Raw genomic sequence first — 17,927 nt, 5'->3', positions numbered from 1 at the left:
AGGTACCGCTCCGAGTAGTACGCGCCGGTCCTGCATCCCCGGCCCGCTGCAGGCGTCGGCCCTCCACCCTGTCGGGGCAGCAACCGGCGTCCGGCCCGTACGATGGCCGCCGTGACAGTCAAGGTCGGCGTGGTGACCTTCCCGGGCAGCCTCGACGACCGCGACGCGGCGCGGGCCGTCGCGTCGGCCGGCGCGGAGGCGGTGCGGCTCTGGCACGCCGACCCCGACCTGCACGGCGCGGACGCGGTCGTGCTGCCCGGCGGTTTCTCGTACGGGGACTACCTGCGCTGCGGCGCGATCGCCCGGTTCGCCCCGGTGATGAACACGATCATCGACCAGGCGGAGCAGGGCCTGCCGGTGCTCGGCATCTGCAACGGCTTCCAGGTGCTCTGCGAGTCGCACCTGCTGCCCGGCGCGCTGATCCGCAACGACGTCCGCCGGTTCGTCTGCCGGGACCAGCGGCTGCGGATCGAGGCCGGCAGCGTCTGGACCGGCGACTACGCGGCCGGTGCCGAGGTCGTGATCCCGGTCAAGAACGGCGAGGGCGGCTTCGTCGCGGACGCCCGCACCCTGGACGAGCTGGAGAGCGAAGGCCGGGTCGTGGCCCGCTACCTCGACGGCAACCCGAACGGCTCGGCCCGCGACATCGCCGGCATCCGCAACGCCGAGGGCAACGTCGTCGGCCTGATGCCGCACCCGGAACACGCGGTCGACCCGCTCACCGGCCCCGGTGCCGACGGACTCGGCTTCTTCACCTCCGTGCTCAAGGCCCTGGTGACGGCGTGATCGACACCGTCACCCGGGCCACGGACACCCCCGACGAGCCCCAGCCGCACGGGGACCTCGGCCTCGCCCCGGACGAGTACACCCGGATCCGCGAGCTCCTCGGCCGCCGCCCGACCTCTTCCGAGCTGGCCGTCTATTCGGTCATGTGGAGCGAGCACTGCTCGTACAAGTCGAGCAAGGTCCACTTGCGACAGTTCGGTGAGAAGACCCCGCCGAGCAGCCGGATGCTGGCCGGCATCGGCGAGAACGCCGGTGTGGTCGACGCCGGCGACGGCTGGGCGGTCACGTTCAAGGTCGAGTCGCACAACCACCCCTCGTTCGTGGAGCCGTACCAGGGCGCCGCGACCGGGGTCGGCGGCATCGTCCGCGACATCCTCGCGATGGGCGCCCGGCCGATAGCGGTGATGGACCCGCTCCGGTTCGGGCCCGCGGACGCGCCCGACACCGCGCGGGTGCTGCCCGGCGTGGTCGCCGGCGTCGGCGGGTACGGCAACTGCCTGGGCCTGCCCAACATCGGCGGCGAGGTCGTCTTCGACCCCAGCTACCTCGGCAACCCGCTGGTCAACGTGCTGTGCGTGGGCCTGCTGCGCGCGGGCGACATCCAGCGCGCGGCCGCGACCGGCATCGGCAACAAGGTGATCCTCTTCGGCGCGAAGACCGGCCGGGACGGCATCGGCGGGGCGTCCGTGCTGGCCTCGGCCACCTTCGACGAGACCCGCGAGACCAAGCGCCCGAACGTGCAGGTCGGCGATCCGTTCGCGGAGAAGGTGCTGATCGAGTGCTGCCTGGAGATCTACCGGGCCGGCCTGGTGGTGGGCATCTCCGACCTCGGTGCGGCCGGGATCGCCTGCGCGCTGACCGAGCTGGCCAGCTCCGGCGAGGGCGGCATGCACGTCGACCTGCAGCGGGTGCCGCTGCGGGAGCCGTCGATGGGCCCGGAGGAGGTGCTGGCCAGCGAGTCCCAGGAGCGGATGTGCGCGATCGTCGCCCCGGACAAGGTCGAGGAGTTCCTCGCCGTCTGCGCCCGCTGGGAGGTGCTGGCCACCGTCCTCGGTGAGGTCACCGGGACCGGCCGGCTGGAGGTCGACTGGCACGGCGAGCGGATCGTGGACGTGTCGCCGCGGACGGTCGCGCATGAGGGCCCGGTCTACCGGCGACCGATCGAACGCCCGGCCGACCAGGACGCGCTGAACGCCGACTCGCCGTCGCGGTTGCCCAGGCCGACCGACCTGCGCGCGCTGCTGCTGCGGATGGTCGCGAGCCCCGGCCTCTGCAGCAGGGCCTGGGTCACCGACCAGTACGACCGGTACGTCCAGGGCAACACCGTGCTGGCCCAGCCCGAGGACGCCGGCGTGGTCCGCATCGACGAGACGACCCAGCGCGGGGTCGCGCTGGCCACCGACGGCAACGGCCGGTACACGCGGCTCGACCCGTACGCCGGGGCGCAGCTGGCGCTGGCCGAGGCGTACCGGAACGTGGCCGCGACCGGGGCCGAGCCGGTCGCGGTGTCCGACTGCCTGAACTTCGGCAGCCCCGAGGACCCGGGCGTGATGTGGCAGTTCAGCGAGGCCGTCCGCGGCCTGGCCGACGGCTGCCTGCGGCTCGGCACCCCGGTCACCGGCGGCAACGTCAGCTTCTACAACCAGACCGGCGCGACCCCGATCCTGCCGACCCCGGTGGTCGGCGTACTCGGCCTGCTGGACGACGTGACCAAGCGGACCCCGATCGGCTTCGACGCGCCCGGGGACGTCGTCGTCCTGCTCGGCGCCACCGGTGCGGACTTCGGCGGCTCCGAGTGGGCGTACGCGGAGCACGGGCACCTCGGCGGCACCCCGCCCCCGGTCGACCTGGACGCGGAGAAGGCGCTGGCCGGCGTGCTGCGGTCCGGCCTGCTGCGCAGCGCCCACGATCTGTCCGACGGCGGCCTGGCCCAGGCCCTGGTCGAGTCCGGCCTGCGCCGCGGCCGGGGCGCGACCGTCGCGGTCGAGGGCGACCCGTTCGTGGCCCTGTTCAGCGAGTCGACCGCCCGCGCCCTGGTCACCGTGGCCGAGGACGACCTGGACCGGCTGACCGGGCGGGCCGAGGCGGCCGGCGTGCCCTGCCTGGTCCTCGGCGAGGTCACCGAGCAGCCCACGCTGACCGTCGTGGATGTCCTGACCGTGGGGCTGGCCGAGCTGCGCGAGGCGGCGGACTCGACGCTGCCCGCGCTGTTCGACTGACATGGCCCGCCGGGTCGATCCCGCGAAGGTCGGCGCGACCGTGCTCGCCCAGGCCGATCGCACGCTGGAGTGGCTGTCCATGCAGCCGCCCTCGCGCTGGCGCCGGCCCTCGGCGCTGCCGGGCTGGACGATCGCCGAGCTGGTCGCCCACCTGGCCAAGTCGCTGAGCACGATCCCGGTCGTGCTCGCCGACCCGACCCCGGACAAGCCGAGCACCATCGACCGGTACGTCTCCGGATATGCCCGCGCCGCGGCCGAGATCCGGGACCGGGACGTCAAGGCCGCCGCGGGCCGCGACCCCGCCGAGATCCTGGCCGAGGTGTACGAGCGCCGCGACGCCGCGGCCACCGCGATCGCCGACCCCCGCCCGGCCCGGGCCGTGGCCGCCCCGCGCGGGCCGATCGCGCCGGCCGACTTCCTGCTCACCCGGGCGATCGAGATGGTCGTGCACGCTGACGACCTGTCCCGCTCGCTGCCGGGCGCGGACCCGGTCGAGCTGGACCGGGATGCTGTGCGCTTGGTCACGCAGACCTGCGCCGACATGCTCGCCACCCGGGCTCCGGGACGGTCGCTGGAGCTGCGCGTCCCCCCGTACGCGGCCGTGCAGTGCATCGAGGGACCTCGGCACACTCGTGGCACACCACCGAACGTGGTGGAGACCGACCCGCTCACCTGGATCCGCCTGGCGGCCGGTCGTCAGGCCTGGGCCGAGGCTGTGAACAGCGGTTCTGTGCACGCGCGGGGGGAACGGGCGGACCTGACCGGGTGGCTCCCGTTGTTCTGACCGGCCTCCGGTCGGTCCCGGAGAGTGTGCGACAAACCCTACTCGGAGGTACCGTTGTGAGCCCGCGGCCGGCCGCATCCCCCCACGCGGCCGGTCGCGGCTCCGAGGCTGCCGCGAGCCGCACCCGAGATGGTCGGGACACGGCCGATCGCCCGGTAGAGTGAGGGACGTGCCGGAGGAGTCGCCACCTCGGGAGGAGTGCGGCGTGTTCGGCGTCTGGGCTCCCGGCGAGGACGTCGCCAAGCTCACCTACTACGGTCTCTATGCCCTGCAGCACCGGGGGCAGGAGGCAGCGGGGATCGCCGTCAGCGACGGCGCCGCGCTCGTCGTCTACAAGGACCTCGGTCTCGTCGCCCAGGTCTTCGACGAACCCACCCTGGACAGCCTGCGCGGCCACATCGCGATCGGGCACTGCCGTTACTCCACAACCGGGTCCTCGACCTGGGAGAACGCGCAGCCCACGTTCCGGTTCACCCGGACCGGGACCGGCCTCGCGCTCGGCCACAACGGCAACCTGGTCAACACCGCCGACCTGTTCGCCCAGGCCGCGGAGCTGGGTGTCGCCGACGTCCGCGGGGCCACCACCGACTCGGACCTGATCACCGCGCTGCTGGCCGCGTACCCGGACCTGTCGGTGGAGGCGGCCGCGCTGAAGGTGCTCCCCACCCTGCGGGGCGCGTTCTCGCTCGTCTTCATGGACGAGCACAGCCTCTACGCGGCCCGCGACGGGCACGGGGTGCGCCCGCTGGTGCTCGGCCGGCTCGACCGCGGCTGGGTGGTCGCGTCCGAGACCGCCGCCCTCGACATCGTCGGCGCCTCGTTCGTCCGCGAGGTCGAGCCGGGTGAGCTGATCACCATCGACGCCGACGGCCTGCGCTCGGAGCGCTTCGCCCAGCCCACGCCCAAGGGCTGCCTGTTCGAGTACGCGTACCTGGCCCGGCCGGACACGACGATCGCCGGCCGCAACGTGCACTCGGCCCGGGTCGCGGTCGGCCGCCGGCTGGCCCGCGAGCACCCGGCCGAGGCCGACCTCGTCATCCCGGTCCCGGAGTCCGGCACCCCGGCGGCGATCGGGTTCGCCGAGGAGTCCGGCATCCCGTACGGGCTGGGCCTGGTCAAGAACTCGTACGTCGGCCGGACCTTCATCCAGCCGTCCCAGACGATCCGGCAGCTCGGCATCCGGCTGAAGCTCAACCCGCTGCGGGACGTGCTGCGGGGCAAGCGGATCGTGGTCGTGGACGACTCGATCGTGCGCGGCAACACCCAGCGCGCGCTGGTCCGGATGCTGCGCGAGTCGGGCGCGCTGGAGGTGCACGTCCGCATCTCCTCGCCGCCGGTGAAGTGGCCCTGCTTCTACGGCATCGACTTCGCCAGCCGGGCCGAGCTGATCGCCAACGGCCTGGACGACGAGGGCGTCCGGCGCTCGATCGGCGCCGACTCGCTCGGTTACGTCTCGCTGGAGGGACTCGTCGCGGCCAGCGAGCAGCCGGCCTCCCGGCTCTGCACGGCCTGCTTCGACGGCCACTACCCGATCCCGCTGCCCTCGCCGGAGCTGGTCGGCAAGCACGTGCTGGAGGGGATCGAGCGCTCGGTCACCGCGACGACCGGCTCGCCCGGCCCCTCCGGGGACACGCTCGAGGAGCTGGGTCTCATCGACCCGGCGACCCGGCGGTGACCGGCCCCGAGATCTCGTACGCGGCCGCCGGCGTCGACATCGACGCGGGCGAGCGCGCCGTCGAGCTGATGCGCTCGGCCGTGGCCCGGACCGCCCGGCCCGAGGTCGTCGGCGGGCTCGGTGGCTTCGCCGGGCTGTTCGCGCTGGACGTCGAGCGCTACCGCAAGCCCCTGCTGGCCTCGACCACCGACGGCGTCGGCACCAAGATCGCGATCGCCCGGGCCCTGGACAAGCACGACACGATCGGCCTCGACCTGGTGGCGATGGTCGTCGACGACCTGGCCGTGTGCGGGGCCGAGCCGCTGTTCCTGCAGGACTACATCGCCTGCGGCAAGGTCGTGCCGGAGCGGATAGCGGACATCGTGCGCGGCATCGCCCAGGGCTGCTCGCTCGCGGGCTGCTCGCTGGTCGGCGGGGAGACGGCCGAGCACGGCGACCTCATGGAGCCCGACGCGTACGACCTGGCGGCGACCGCGGTGGGGGTGGTCGAGGCCGAGGACGTGCTCGGGCCCGAGCGGGTCCGGCCCGGCGACGCCGTGGTCGCGCTGGCCTCGTCCGGGCTGCACTCCAACGGCTACTCGCTGGTCCGCCGGGTCCTGCGGGACCTGTCCCTGGACACGGTCGTACCCGAGCTCGGCCGGACCCTGGGCGAGGAGCTGCTGGAGCCGACCCGGATCTACGCGCGCGACTGCCTGGCCCTGGCCGCGGCGACCGAGGTGCACGCGTACGCGCACGTGACCGGCGGCGGGCTGGCCGGCAACCTGGCCCGGGTGCTGCCGCCGACGCTGGACGCCGAGCTGGACCGCGGCACCTGGACCCGGCCGCCGGTGTTCGGCCTCGTCGCCCGGCTCGGCCCGGTCGCCCCGGCCGAGATCGAGCGCACGCTGAACATCGGGGTCGGCATGGTCGCCGTGGTGCCCGACGGACCGGTCGCGGTCGGCCTGCTGGCCGACCGCGGCGTCCCGTCCTGGGTGGCGGGCGAGATCGTCCCCGGGTCCGGCGTCGCCCGCCTCGTCGGCGACCACCCACGCTGACAGGGCACGCCGGATCGCGGCCGCACGAGGGGTCCGTACGGCCGCGTCGGACGTGATCTGCGGCGGGCGAGCTCAGCCGTGCGAGGACGGTTCCCAGTCGTCGTCTGGGTCGTACTCGTCCGCCTCATCCCCGTCGTCGTCGTCCGTCACGGACGGCGGCGCCGCGGACGGCTCGCCCTTCAGCTCGCGCTGCAAGGCAGTCAGGTCGGTGTCGTGCGTGCTGTACTTCAGCGCACGGGCCACCTTCTGCTGCTTAGCCTTGGCACGGCCGCGCCCCATGGCTCGACCCCCTCGCACAGGACAAAGGGGCGACCTGCACGAGGCGGCCCCACAATGTGGTCATCGTCGTAGCACCAGATTACAACCCACGCGCCGCTCGTACCACGTCGCGTCACCGCGAGCGGGTGCCCGGCGCGGCCGACATCACCCGGTCAGCGGAACGACTGCGGCAATTCGGCGCAGTCGCCCCGCTCCTTCGCTGACGGCGGAACCTCAGCGGGACGGCCCGGGCAGCAGGATCCCCCGCAGCCGGCCGACCTCCGCCATCCGTCGCTCGGCCAGCCGATCAGCCGCTACAGCAGGGGGAACGCCCTCCTCGGCGGCCGTACGGAAGATGTCCCGGGTGGTGTCGAAGATCGCCGTCGCCTTCGCGTGCGCCCGCTCCGCGACGTAGCCGCGGAACTCGTCAGCGACCTGGATCACACCGCCGGAGTTGACCACGTAGTCGGGCGCATAGAGCACGCCGCGATCGGCCAGCGTCTTCTCCACCCCGGGATGGGCCAGCTGGTTGTTGGCCGCGCCGCAGACGACCGGCGCGGTGAGCACGTCCACGACCTCGTCCGACAGAGCGCCGCCGAGCGCGCAGGGCGCGTACACGTCCAACGGCGTGCGGACCAGGGTGCCGGCGTCGGCGACCGAGCGCACCTGCGGGTACGCGGCGATCACCGCGGCCACCGCGGCCGGCTGCACGTCGGTGACGATCACCTCGGCGCCGTCGGTGACCAGGTGGTCGACCAGGTGCCGGCCGACCTTGCCGACCCCGGCGATGCCGACCCGGCGGCCGGCCAGCGAGGCGGTGCCCCACTGCCGCTCGGCACAGGCCCGCATGCCCTGGAACACGCCCCAGGCGGTCAGCACGGACGAGTCGCCGGCGCCGCCCTCGGACGGCGAGCGCCCGGTGACGAAGCGCGACTCGCGGGCGACCACGTCCATGTCCCGGACGTACGTGCCGACGTCGCAGGCGGTCACGTACCGGCCGCCGAGGGACTCGACGAACCGCCCGTACGCCCGCAGCAGGGCTTCGGTCTTGTCCGTGCCCGGGTCGCCCCAGATGACGGCCTTGCCGCCGCCGTGGTCGAGTCCGGCCAGCGCGTTCTTGTACGCCATCCCGCGGGAGAGGTTGAGCACGTCGGCGAGCGCGTCGGCCTCGGTCTCGTACGGGTAGAACCGGGTGCCGCCGAGCGACGGTCCGAGCGCCGTGGAGTAGATCGCAATGATGGCGCGCAGGCCCGAGGCCCGGTCGTGACAGAAGACCACTTCTTCGTGGTCGCTGGCGAAGACGGTCACGCTGCACTCCTGCCGTGAAGGTTCTGCTGTCGTCTCCGAGCGGGTGGCGGGGATCGCCCACCAGGCCGCAGCTGGCGGAGCGGTAGCTCCGCCGCTCACCTTAGAGCGCGGTCCGTCCCCAGGCGGCTGGTGATCATGCGACGATCGACCGGTGACACCGCCGTACGCCGCCGAGTTGCGCGTGTACGAGCCGCTGGCCGCCTTCGACGTGGAGGAGCGCCGCCGGTGGCAGCAGTACGCGCAGGCGCCCGCCGTCCCTTCCGGTCAGGCCGGCGCGCGCCGGGAACGGATCTTCGGCCTGGTCGCCGCCTGCCGGCAGGCCCCGGCCGTCCCGCGCGCCGGTGACGCCGGCGAGCACGCCGCCGTGCTGCGCGGCGAGTCCGGGCTGCTGATCTGTCCCCTGCGGACCGAGCTGCGCTGCTGGGAGGCCGCGGCCGAGACCCGGGACGCGTTGCCGCCGGAGGTCGCCCGGGCGGTGCTGCCGGAGTCCGAGGTGGCGGTCGCCTCGGCCGAGCACCAGCGCTGGCTGGCCGAGCACCCGACCCGCCGCTCGCACGTGCAGGCCAGCCGCTGGACGGTCCCGGTCCGCTGGTTCGTCCTGTTCGACCGGGAGGAGCGCCGGCTGCAGCTCGGGCCGACCGCCGACTTCGACCCGGGCCTCGGCTACGGGGTCGAGTTCGGCTCGACCGCCGAGGGCGTGACGGTCAGCCGGTCGCTGGTCTACCGGACCGCGATGAGCCAGGCCCGGCGCCGGGTGGCCAAGGCGCTGCAGGTGCTGCGCAAGTCGATGCCGGACGCGCCGACCCTGGACTCGGTGGAGGTGCTGGGCCGGTGGCTGGAGGAGTTCCACCCGCGGTCCCTGGTCGAACTGGACTATCTGGGCCTGGTCGACCTCTGCGCGGACGCCGAGCTGAGGAATGACGATTCGGCCGGAGATGTGGCCGAAGCGCTGGCGGCTTTGCAGGTTGGCGACACCAAACTTGCCTCAGAGGCCTATGATCGCGTAACCGAACGGTGGCGAATCGCCTACTCTGCGGAGTCGGCAAATTGACGCGACCGGGGCGATTGCGACAGATCGAGAACGTATAACTCGGGCAGGCCGTTGAGTGATGCGGTCGAATGGTGCATAGTGGACTGTGGCCGAGGGACGAACCGGGGTCTGTCGGCCAACGTGGCAGGAAGGGACGAGCCATGACCACGCGCCAGACAACTGAAGCAGAACCACTGCTGACACCAGCCGAGGTCGCCACGATGTTTCGTGTCGACCCCAAGACGGTCACGCGGTGGGCGAAGGCAGGCAAGCTGACCTCGATCCGCACGCTCGGCGGGCACCGCCGCTACAAGGAGTCCGAGGTACGTGGACTTCTCGAGGGCGGCAGTCCGGCGAAGGCCGAGGAGTAGAACCTAGGCGACAGTCGCTGCCGTGGCGTTTGACGCGTCACGGCGGCGTCGTCGTCTTCGCCGGCCGTGCGGCGCGCTGATCGGGACGTCAGCCCGCCGCACAGGTCACGGCTGGATCCACAAGCAGAACGGGTGACCTGCCGGGTCGTAGTAGACCCGGACGTCCTCCTGCGGCTGGAACTCTGCGAGCGTTGCGCCCTGATCGAGTGCGTACGCCCCCGCTTCGGCGAGGTCGTCGACCTCGATGTCGAGGTGCATCATCATCCCCTGCTCGCCGGGCCTCCCCGGCCAGGTGGGCCGCCGGTAGTGGGGCTCGTGCTGGAACGACAACGACCTCGATCCGTCGGGTGAGCGCAGGAGAACCCAGGTCGGTTCCTCGGTCGCCGTCACCCAGCCCAGCAGCCGGCGGTAGAAGTCCGCCAGCGCCGGTGCGTCCGGCGCGTCCAGCACGGTGGTCGACAGCGTCATCCTCGGCGCGTGCGCCATCGAATTCCTCCTCCGTCGTTCTGACCTGCCCGGACGGTACGTGAGCCGGCTTCCCCGGCGGGCACCCCCGGGCGCCTGTCACTGTGGAGGGGTGGGGATCGCGAACTGGCGCCGGCGTCGACCGGTGGTCTGGGCCGGGCGGCTCGCGCTCGTGCTCGCCCTGGCCCTGGTCGCGATGACGCTCGCGCTGGCCGTCACGCCGAAGGCCTCCGTCTCGGTCTTCGGCCAGGACGTCGAGGTCGGCGCGGTCGCGCCCAGCCCCCATCTCGGGCTGTCCGGACCGGGCCAGGCCGACCTGTTCGGCGAGGGCATCGTCGCGACCGTCCAGCACTTCGACGGGCCCATCCGGCCGCTGATCGTCTGGCAGCGGTTCAACCGCAACGACGACGCGGCCGCGTTCATCCAGTCCGGCTCGGACGACGGCAGGCGGACGGTCTCCACCGGCTCGGCCGAGGTCGGCCGGGAGCTCGCGGCCGGCTGGACGCGGTACTTCGGCTGGCTGGTCGGCGCGGCCGGTCTGCTCGGCGGCGTGCTCTACCTGGTCACGGTCGGGGCGACGGGGCTGACCGGCAAGGACCACCGGCACCGCAGCCGGGCCGTGCACCTGAGCCTGCTCGGCGGCAGCGTGGTGGCCTCGCTGGTCGTCACGCTCGGGTTCACCGCGCTGACCGTCCGGACCGCGGTCGACCAGCTCGGCTCGGTCACCTCGCTCTCGGACCTGGTCGGCACGGCCAAGCTGGCGCCGATCCCGGCCGCGGTCGGGCCGACGCGGGCGGACGCCGAAGTGGTCGTCATCGGCGACTCGACCGCGGCCGGCATCGGCAACGCGCCGCTGGCGAAGCCGACCGCGCAGGACAAGGCCTGCCAGCGGTCCTCGGACGCGTACGCGTACTCGCTGCAGTCGGTGGCCGGGGTCACCGTGCTGAACCTGGCCTGCAGCTCCGCGACCGCGTCCGAGGGTCTGCTCGGGCAGCAGGTCGCGGGCGGGCTCACGCTGCCGCCGCAGGTCGGCGTCCTGCAGTCGGTCCAGTCGGCCTCGGTCGTGGTGGTGAGCGTCGGCGCCAACGACGTCGGCTGGTCGGACTTCCTGCAGTACTGCTACGGCCTGCCCCGCTGCGACGACGAGGCCAGCGACCGGCTGTTCCGCAGCCGCCTGGACGCGTTCAAGATCCAGTACGCCCAGCTGCTCCAGCAGCTCAGCGACCTGCCGGCGCACCCGCGGGTGATCGTGACCAAGTACTACGACCCGTTCGGGTCGAGCTTCGACTGTCCGGCCCTGCAGGACCCGCACGCCTCCGCCGGCGCCCCGCCCGGCTACGGCTTCGGTCCCGACCCCGGCCAGGACAACCAGGACGACAAGATCAAGGAGAAGATCCGGCCGCTGCGGGTCGAGCTGGACCGGATGAACACCGTGCTCGAACAGGGTGCACAGGGCTTCGGCTTCTCGGTGGTGCAGCCGCGCTTCGACGGGCACGAGCTGTGCTCGATCGAGCCCTGGGTGCAGGGCATGAGCGACCCGGCGCCGTTCCACCCCAAGGCGGCCGGCGAGCTCGCGATCACCGCGGCGATCCTGCCCCAGCTGCCGGGCTGACTTGTCCCACCCCCGGCCTACGGTTCTCGCATGGGAAATCCAGTCGTGCACTTCGAGATCCTCGGGACCGACCCGGACGGGCTGCGCAGCTACTACGGCTCGCTGTTCGGCTGGGAGTTCGAGGTCGGCGGATCGACGGTGCCGGAGGTCTCCGAGCCGGGGCGGTACGGGTTCCTCTCGCCGCCCGACGGCACCGGCATCCCGGGCGGCATCGGTGGCGGCGCCTCGCACGAACCGCGGACGGTGTTCTACGTCGGAGTCCCGGACGTCGCCGCGGCGCTGGCCCGGGCGGAGGAGCTCGGCGGCACCCGGGTGATGGGCCCGGGCCGCGCCGCCGGGCGGGACCTCGTCGTCGCGCAGTTCACCGACCCGGAGGGCAACCTGATCGGCCTCGCCGGACCCGCGTGACGGTCTTCATCGCCGTCCTCGGGGCCGCGCCCGGGGTCGGGAAGTCGACGCTCTGCTCCGGGCTGGCAGCGGCGCTGCCGGGGCGGGTGGATCACTTCCGGGAGGAGGAGATCCTGACCCGGCCGGCGTACGCGGAGGTCGCGGCCGAGTTCCGGGCCGGGGGTGAGGTGCGGCCGTCGACCCTGCTCGCGGCGACCTCCGCGTTCGTCGGTCGCTGTGACGGGGACTTCGTCGTCACCGACGCGCTGTTCCCGTACCTGCCGTCGCTGCGGGCCTGGGGGCACTCGCCGGCGGCTCTGGGTTCGTTCCTCGCGGCGCTGGCCGAGATCGTGCGACCGGTCGTGCTCTACCTGGACGAGGATCCGCTGGTCGCGTTGCCCCGGGCGGCGGCGCGCGAGGACCCGACCTGGCTGGACTGGTACCTCGACAAGCTGGGCGTCCCTGATGTCGCGAGCGCGGCTTCTCATCTGTGCGCGGAGCGGGACCTGACGCTGGACCTGCTGTCCTCCTGGGACCTGCACGTGCTGCCGCCCGCCGACCCTGTGGTTCTGCTTCGCGCCGCGACCGAGATCGTCACCGGCTGATCGTCGCGCCGCGGCCGCGATCGTCACCGGCTGATCGTCATGCCGCGGCCAGCGAAGAAGCGGTCCATCACGTCGAGCGGGAGCGTCGAGTTCGCCTCGAATCCGGACGGGTTGTGGAACCAGACCCGATCCCCGTCTCGCCCGGTGATCAGCACCAGATGCCCGCCGCGCCGCTCGTTCGGCCGGTCCGGCCAGCGGATCCCCGGGCTGACCGAGGCGATCGCGAACGAGCGCGGCCCGACCGTGCTCGCCAGATCTCGCAGCGAGGTCTCTGTGTGCACCTCGCCCGCGATCCCGAACCGCGCCACGATCCAGCGCAGGAATGGCGCGTAGATCAACCCGTCGACGCCGCCATCGTCCCGCCGTACGTAGACGCCGTACTCCAAGGCCTCGCCGAGCAGCGCGGCCCGATCCGGCCGGCTTCGTCGCCAGTGGTCCAGCGCCGACTCCAGACAGGCCAGCCCGCACACCTTCCCCGACCAGAACCGGTACGCGTCGGCATCGGTGAACCCGGTCTCCCACCACGGTCCCGTCGTACACGGATCCGCACCCCCGACCACCGCCGCGTTGCAGCCCAACCCGGCCCACTGCGACCGATACGGAACCCCGAGATGCCTCACCCGGCCTCCGCCCGCATCGCGTCCACCAGCGCCCGGTCGCCAGGTCCGCTCGTCCCGTCCACGAGGTCCGCGAAGGCGCCGCTCCGAGGGCGATCATCTCGCGGAGCGCGTCCAGGTGCTGCTCGACCTCGGTGAGGCCGGCGTCCATCGTGTTCACGCACAGGTGGGTCGCGCCGAGCTCCCGCCAGCCGGCGGCGAAGTCGGCCCAGGACTCCTTCGGCTCGCGGCCGAGCGAGATCCGGGCCTCGGCGGTCATTCTGGACGCGGATCAGGGTCTGCGGCCAGTGAGGACCAGCAGGCCCCGCCGCCATCAGCCTCCAGACGGAGGAGCTGCGCTCCTACGACTTCCGCGACCTGCCCGGCGCCGACGCGACTCGATCCAGCGCCTCGCCCGCCGCCTCACCGTCGCTCTGGACGCCTACCGCGCAGGCCAGACCCACTACATCGAGCACGGGGCGACACCAGCATGGTGCTCGACGCCGTCCCGCTGCCCGAGGACTTTCCGTTGCCCGCTGACGTAGATCCAACAGGACGTCAGGCCAGGTGCCTCACTACGTGCTCCACCGGGACGTCATGGGCGGTGTCCAGGACGAGCGCCCGGTCCGGGAAGAGCACCGCATCCTCGTGGCGAGCAGGATCGCCGAAGATCGCCGCGAACTCTGTGATGCGGTTCAGGTCGTCGTGACGCGCGTGCCGGTCGCCGCCTCGGACTCTCGCGACGTACCGGTCCAGGAGTACGTCTCCGGGCGCCCGGCAGTGCACCTCCGTCAGGCGGTACGCCGAACCGTCGACCAGCGCGCGCAGCTGGTCCGCGTGCCGGGCCCGGCTGAAGTTGCTCTCCACCAGGACCGAACGCCCAGACGCCATGAACTCCCGCGTCACATGGAAGAGCAACTCGTAGCTCACCGAGCCGAGCTGAGCCACGGCCGGCGACTCGGCGCCCACCGCGTCGAAGCAGACCTCGGCGAGGCGGTCCCGTTCGACCACCGGCACCGACAGCCGAGGTCCGATGGTCCGCGCCAAGGTCGTCTTCCCACTGCCGGGAAGCCCGGACACGACGACGAGCAGCGCCTCAGCCAAAGTGCGGCCAGACGGCGGGATCCACATAGTGGCCGAGCCGTCGCCGCATGGACCGGTCCATCTGAAGCTCAGCGACAGCCTCGACGGGAGTCCAGACCACGTCGCTCGACTCGCTGCTCGGCGTCGGCCCGCCACCGGTCGGCCTCGCCGTGAGCAGGATCGAGAACTCCCGCCGTGCCTCGTTGTTCTCCACGACGACATTGACCGAAGGCACCATGCTGTTCGCCCGCGGCGCATCGGGATCCTCGTAGTAGTCGACACGACGACTCATGTGCGCGTGGTCGACGCCATAGGGCACACCCTCGCAGCAGAACGAGAGGGGAGGGTGGGCAGGGGCGGGGTCGAACCGCCGACCTTCCGCTTTTCAGGAAGGCGCGTTCGATCCAATATCCGCAGCTGAAAGCTATCCCGGACGAACGCCGTGCTGCTCTCGTGCAACATCCTAGCCTCCCAGCCGATCGGCCTAGGTGCTACGACTCGGCAGTTGTCCATTCGACTACCGCGCCATACGCCGCGCTTGTCAATCGCCTCGTAGATCGACGATCGGAACGAAGTGCCTTTCGGATCTCGCCGTACCGGGTGAAAAGGGCGACGAGGTAAGCTCCAAACGCGCCTGTGCTTAGGCGGGCGCAGAACTGTGCGATCCATCCGCCCCAAGAAAATCCCGACGAGGCGCTTCCCGCCAAGAAGAGTTCCCACACAAGATCTACGCCGGCCAAGAAGGCTGTCAGCCAGACAAGCCATATTTGTGGGGCTCTAGTGGCCAGGTATCCTAGCAGACCGAGCTGCGATCTAACGACGTGCACATGCCCAGTTTGCGCCAGCTCGCCGGCCGGTGTCTTCATTTCAATTGAACCGAGAAAGTCGATTTCGAGGCGCTGTTTGATGGACGAAATGCTCTTCACTTCCGCTAGAGCTCGGTCCAAGTCTGCTGCCGGCCGGGGAGCGAGGATATTGACGACTTTCTCGGTCGCGGCCTTAAGTCTGTCAGGACTATGATGTCTGAGCCTTATCGTGAAGCCCGTTCCTTGCTGGAATAGGAGACCATACACATCGTTATCTCGATCGTGCAAAAGGTCACGCAGCCCAGATTCAATGACATCTTGATCGTCCGGCGGAATCTGGGCTAGGATCGCCAGCCCATGACGTATTGCACGAAGGCGACGCGATAGAGTATCCCGGTCCCGTTCTACCCTTTCAACGACGATCCCCGTCTCGGTCACCCCTGAGGCTTGTTCGCCATTCCTGGCTGAGGCGGCTGCGATTCCCGCGGCCACACTCGCGATCTCGGAGCTAGCTGGATCCGTTGGCAGTCCACCAGCCTGCCGGCGACGCTTTTTCAGTTCCGCATATGCGTCGAGTAACTCGCCTCTGGAGACGAGAATGGAGTCGGCTAAGTACGCGACTCGCTCCTCACGAAGCAGCGTCCTTACTAGGTCGAGAGTAGCTTCCTCTAGCTCAGTATCGGCCTTCAGCTCTAGGCACTGCGGGTTGACGCGAAGTTCGGTAACAGTTCTCATGTTCCCCCCGGTCCGAAGCCGCGCACTCTAATCGAAGCTCACCTGCCTGACAAGCCTGGTACGACTGCTACCGTGCGCGTGCAATCGACTACTGAGCGCGAGAAGGCTCTAGTCGGGAGGGGATACTTCCGCGGCGAGTGAGGACAGCTTGATCGCGATGTCGCGATCCTTGCCTTCGACATAGTGCATATATCGAGAAGCAGCCGAGTCGGACGAGTGACCCAAGCGCTTCTCGAGATCGGCGAGGGTGGCGCTGGTGGCGGCGGCGAGGGTCTGGCCGGTGTGGCGGAGGTCGTGGAAGCGGAAGTCGTTCATGCCGACCTTGGTGCGGGCGCGGGTGAAGGCTTGGCGGATGGCGTCGCCTCGCATGGGTTCGCCGGTGCGGCCGACGAAGACCCGTTTGTCGCCGGCCCAGAGGTCGAGGTGCTCGGCGAGTACCGGGAGGATGTGGGGCGGGAGAGCGACGCTGCGTTTGCCGGCTTCCGACTTGGGGTCCTTGTCGTAGGCGACCTTGCTCTCCAGCAGCTCGGCGCGGCTGCGGCGTACGCGGACTGTGCCCGCAGCGAGGTCGACGTCCTCACGGTGAAGTCCGACGATTTCGCCGCGGCGGAGGCCGCCCCATGCCGCGAGGAGGACGGCAGCGCGTTACCGCGGAGTGATGGCGTCGACCAGGGCGACGATCTGCGGCCCGGAGTGGCAGTTGGTCGTTCCTTGGCGTGGTCGGCGCCGGCGCCTGAGGGTGCAGGGATTGCGGAGGATGGCGCCTTCCCGGACCGCCGCGTTCATCACGGCGCGGAAGAATCGATAGGACTGCGCGATTGATGTCTTACCGCCGTCCGCCCGCATCGCTTTTCCGTACCAGTCCCGAACCACTCCCGGCGTTATCGCTCTCAGCGGTAGCTCGGCGAGTGTCATCATATGCAAGCGCAGATTGCGGAGGCAGGTCTCGTGCCAGCGGTCGCCTCGCTCGCCGCCTCGTTGTCGCCCTCGACGCCTATCGCACCGGACAAACCCGCTACGAGCGCGGCGTCGTACCATCCGTTCCGTTGCCGAATTAGGCGCTATTGAATCAAGAAGCGGGCCTGCTAGGCCGATGCGGCACTGCGGGCGGCGCTTCGCGCCGTCCTCGGCCGCCCGGCCGAGCCGCTACTTTGTGCGCGTCGTTCGCCTCTTAGCGGTCAGTCGTTCAGTAGCTTTTTTCTTCAGGTACGCAGCGAACTCCGGGCTGTCGGTGACCGACCGGTATCCGGTCTCGCTAGCAAAGCGCTGCTCTAGAATCGCGAGCGCCTGGTCTTCGGTCGAAAAGCGGTCTCTGGACAGCATCCCACCGACGACGCCATTTATCTTCAAGAATAGCTGGTCAGCAGTGAGGGAGCTCGTAGTCTCCTTAGCTATGGCCGCCCTGAGTAGGTCCGTCGCCGAGCGAGGATCACTCGTGACTGCGCTCGACTGAAAACTACTAAACTGATACCACCTGATCTTGCGACCCGCAAAATTTAATGACCCGTGGCTATGCGAATGGTCTGTCAGTTTTTTTCCGCGACGTACTGAACTAGGTACGTGAGTGCCGGAGGATCGCACCGTACGCCAGGAATCCTCTTCACTTATCTCAAATAGGAAGCCGGGAAGTAAGCACTGAGACAGCCTCATCACAGCGGCAAGGGCAGAAACGTCAGCCATCTCAAGGGCTTCCAGGGTTTTTCCTACATCGTCTGTCGAACTCGCAGCAGCTTCTACCAACGATTGAGGTATCAGCAGGTGGGAGGCGAACCTAGTTGCTTCACCCTCCATCTCGGCCGCTAGTCGCCCTGTACGAAGCGTCTCTCGAGTAAGTGGAGCAGTTGGTTCTAGAGAGAACTCCGAGTATGAAGGCTTACACGAAAGCACGCCGATATGCCATCCCAGCCGAATATGGCCGAGTTCATGGGCAAGGGTGAAGCGAAATCTTCGGTAAGGAATGTCCTTCTTGACAAAGACCGCAGGTCTTTCGTCCCCACTTATTGGGGCAAGTCCAACCGCTATTGCATCGCAATCAAACTTCCAATCTTCGACTCTCACCTCCGCGACGTCCGTCAGTAGAGCCATGACGTCGATTGGCGGACTAAGGCCGCTTCTACGCACTATAAGATCGGCGACCTTGGTCGCCGGCTCATTGTTCGGGGGAAGTAGCCAG

The 17,927-nt window shown here is 70.3% G+C and carries 19 protein-coding genes; 11 read left to right on the top strand and 8 right to left on the bottom strand.

Annotation, left to right across the window (positions count from 1 at the left end):
• Window positions 1–111 precede the first annotated feature (111 nt).
• The 5 genes from purQ (at window position 112) to purM (ending at window position 6,498) form a co-directional block, all read left to right on the top strand.
• A complete protein-coding gene (purQ, locus tag VGP36_04140) occupies window positions 112–786 on the top strand; it encodes a phosphoribosylformylglycinamidine synthase subunit PurQ (protein HEV7653915.1) in 675 nt (224 codons plus the stop codon).
• A complete protein-coding gene (purL, locus tag VGP36_04135) occupies window positions 783–3,005 on the top strand; it encodes a phosphoribosylformylglycinamidine synthase subunit PurL (GenBank protein ID HEV7653914.1) in 2,223 nt (740 codons plus the stop codon). Before purQ ends, purL begins: the two co-directional genes overlap by 4 nt.
• Before the next feature lies 1 nt (window position 3,006).
• A complete protein-coding gene (locus VGP36_04130) occupies window positions 3,007–3,789 on the top strand; it encodes a sterol carrier family protein (protein ID HEV7653913.1) in 783 nt (260 codons plus the stop codon).
• Window positions 3,790–3,958: 169 nt separating this feature from the next.
• Window positions 3,959–5,464 (top strand): amidophosphoribosyltransferase, encoded by a 1,506-nt coding sequence (gene purF / locus VGP36_04125; protein ID HEV7653912.1) that lies wholly within the window; start codon window positions 3,959–3,961, stop codon window positions 5,462–5,464.
• The gene (gene purM / locus VGP36_04120) at window positions 5,461–6,498 is read left to right on the top strand and encodes a phosphoribosylformylglycinamidine cyclo-ligase (GenBank protein ID HEV7653911.1); all 1,038 of its coding nucleotides are present in this window, start codon (window positions 5,461–5,463) and stop codon (window positions 6,496–6,498) included. The genes purF and purM overlap by 4 nt, the downstream gene beginning before the upstream one ends.
• A 72-nt stretch (window positions 6,499–6,570) precedes the next feature.
• On the opposite strand, the gene VGP36_04115 is transcribed toward purM, so the two are convergent.
• Window positions 6,571–6,777 carry a DUF3073 domain-containing protein gene (locus VGP36_04115; GenBank protein HEV7653910.1) on the bottom strand — a complete coding sequence of 69 codons (207 nt, stop codon included), beginning with the start codon at window positions 6,775–6,777 and terminating at the stop codon, window positions 6,571–6,573.
• A gap of 213 nt (window positions 6,778–6,990) precedes the next feature.
• A complete protein-coding gene (locus VGP36_04110; GenBank protein ID HEV7653909.1) occupies window positions 6,991–8,064 on the bottom strand; it encodes a Glu/Leu/Phe/Val dehydrogenase dimerization domain-containing protein in 1,074 nt (357 codons plus the stop codon).
• Between the two features lie 151 nt (window positions 8,065–8,215).
• On the opposite strand from VGP36_04110, the gene VGP36_04105 reads away from it, so the two are divergent.
• Both VGP36_04105 and VGP36_04100 read left to right on the top strand, forming a co-directional pair.
• A complete protein-coding gene (locus VGP36_04105; GenBank protein HEV7653908.1) occupies window positions 8,216–9,115 on the top strand; it encodes a hypothetical protein in 900 nt (299 codons plus the stop codon).
• Between the two features lie 140 nt (window positions 9,116–9,255).
• Window positions 9,256–9,465 carry a BldC family transcriptional regulator gene (locus VGP36_04100; protein HEV7653907.1) on the top strand — a complete coding sequence of 70 codons (210 nt, stop codon included), beginning with the start codon at window positions 9,256–9,258 and terminating at the stop codon, window positions 9,463–9,465.
• Window positions 9,466–9,570: 105 nt separating this feature from the next.
• On the opposite strand, the gene VGP36_04095 is transcribed toward VGP36_04100, so the two are convergent.
• Window positions 9,571–9,951 carry a VOC family protein gene (locus VGP36_04095; protein ID HEV7653906.1) on the bottom strand — a complete coding sequence of 127 codons (381 nt, stop codon included), beginning with the start codon at window positions 9,949–9,951 and terminating at the stop codon, window positions 9,571–9,573.
• 91 nt (window positions 9,952–10,042) lie between these two features.
• On the opposite strand from VGP36_04095, the gene VGP36_04090 reads away from it, so the two are divergent.
• From VGP36_04090 to VGP36_04080, 3 genes are read left to right on the top strand one after another with little or no spacing between them, the layout of a single operon-like run.
• Entirely contained in the window at window positions 10,043–11,542 is a 1,500-nt protein-coding gene (locus tag VGP36_04090) for a GDSL-type esterase/lipase family protein (GenBank protein HEV7653905.1), read from the top strand.
• 30 nt (window positions 11,543–11,572) lie between these two features.
• A complete protein-coding gene (locus VGP36_04085) occupies window positions 11,573–11,950 on the top strand; it encodes a VOC family protein (protein HEV7653904.1) in 378 nt (125 codons plus the stop codon).
• Window positions 11,947–12,534, top strand: a complete 588-nt coding sequence (locus VGP36_04080; GenBank protein ID HEV7653903.1) for a hypothetical protein — start codon at window positions 11,947–11,949, stop codon at window positions 12,532–12,534. The genes VGP36_04085 and VGP36_04080 overlap by 4 nt, the downstream gene beginning before the upstream one ends.
• A gap of 23 nt (window positions 12,535–12,557) precedes the next feature.
• Here VGP36_04080 and VGP36_04075 read toward each other — a convergent pair whose 3' ends face one another.
• The 4 genes from VGP36_04075 to VGP36_04060 all read right to left on the bottom strand — a co-directional run bounded on the left by VGP36_04075 (window position 12,558) and on the right by VGP36_04060 (window position 15,754).
• Window positions 12,558–13,154: a C39 family peptidase gene (locus VGP36_04075; protein ID HEV7653902.1), complete on the bottom strand. Its 597-nt coding sequence runs from the start codon at window positions 13,152–13,154 to the stop codon at window positions 12,558–12,560.
• Between the two features lie 534 nt (window positions 13,155–13,688).
• Complete coding sequence (locus VGP36_04070) at window positions 13,689–14,261, bottom strand: AAA family ATPase (GenBank protein ID HEV7653901.1); 573 nt, start codon at window positions 14,259–14,261, stop codon at window positions 13,689–13,691.
• Window positions 14,227–14,532 carry a hypothetical protein gene (locus VGP36_04065; GenBank protein ID HEV7653900.1) on the bottom strand — a complete coding sequence of 102 codons (306 nt, stop codon included), beginning with the start codon at window positions 14,530–14,532 and terminating at the stop codon, window positions 14,227–14,229. Before VGP36_04065 ends, VGP36_04070 begins: the two co-directional genes overlap by 35 nt.
• Window positions 14,533–14,704: 172 nt before the next feature.
• Window positions 14,705–15,754: a hypothetical protein gene (locus VGP36_04060; protein HEV7653899.1), complete on the bottom strand. Its 1,050-nt coding sequence runs from the start codon at window positions 15,752–15,754 to the stop codon at window positions 14,705–14,707.
• A 216-nt stretch (window positions 15,755–15,970) separates the two neighbouring features.
• Here VGP36_04060 and VGP36_04055 point away from each other — a divergent pair, with 216 nt between their 5' ends.
• Window positions 15,971–16,576, top strand: coding sequence for a hypothetical protein (locus VGP36_04055; GenBank protein ID HEV7653898.1), 606 nt, complete (start codon window positions 15,971–15,973; stop codon window positions 16,574–16,576).
• Window positions 16,577–16,900: 324 nt separating this feature from the next.
• On the opposite strand, the gene VGP36_04050 is transcribed toward VGP36_04055, so the two are convergent.
• A partial coding sequence (locus VGP36_04050) for an ImmA/IrrE family metallo-endopeptidase (protein HEV7653897.1) occupies window positions 16,901–17,927 on the bottom strand: 1,027 nt, incomplete at its 5' end.

The sequence above is a fragment of the Mycobacteriales bacterium genome (assembly GCA_035995165.1).
In the GTDB taxonomy this organism is placed as follows: domain Bacteria; phylum Actinomycetota; class Actinomycetes; order Mycobacteriales; family CADCTP01; genus CADCTP01.
Note: the sequence above shows the minus strand (reverse complement) of the source record. Positions and strands in the feature narration are given on the sequence as shown.